General features: G+C 38.2%; 1 pseudogene. It reads left to right on the top strand.

Annotated features, from left to right (window positions below):
• A pseudogene (locus ACFIO3_RS14775) lies at positions 1-696 on the top strand (DNA-directed RNA polymerase subunit beta'); the annotation flags it as partial.

Here is a 696-nt window from a genome sequence, read left to right as displayed (position 1 = left end):
GTTCCGCTTTCTCTTGAAGCACAGCTTGAAGCCCGTGTTTTAATGATGTCAACCAATAATATTCTTCATCCAGCTAATGGAGCTCCCATTATTGTTCCATCACAGGATATGGTTCTTGGTCTTTATTATCTTTCGATTGTTTCTGAAAAAGAACCAGGTGAGGGAATGGCTTTTTCTGATATAGGTGAGCTTCATTATGCTTTAGAAAATAAGGTTGTAACGCTTCATACGAAGATTAAAGGCCGTGTTAAGAATATGGGGAAGGATGGAAAAGAAGTTTCTAAACTTTATGATACGACACCTGGTCGTTTGATTATCGGTGAGCTTTTGCCAAGAAATGCGGATATCTCATTTGATATTGTCAATCAAGAGATGACGAAAAAGAACATTTCTAAAATGATTGATCATGTTTATCGGCACTGTGGACAAAAAGAGACGGTTATTTTTTGTGACCGTATTATGCAGCTTGGCTTTTCTTATGCTTGTCGTGCAGGAATTTCATTCGGTAAGGACGATATGGTTATTCCTGATAGTAAGTCGCGTTTAGTTGCAGAAACAGAAGCTTTGGCTAAGGAGTACGAACAGCAATATAATGATGGTTTGATTACACAAGGTGAAAAATACAATAAGGTTGTAGATGCTTGGGGTAAATGTACAGATCGCGTCGCAGATGAAATGATGAAACGTATTCAAGCC

The organism is Bartonella sp. AD328YNZD, from assembly GCF_042196425.1.
Note: the sequence above shows the minus strand (reverse complement) of the source record. Positions and strands in the feature narration are given on the sequence as shown.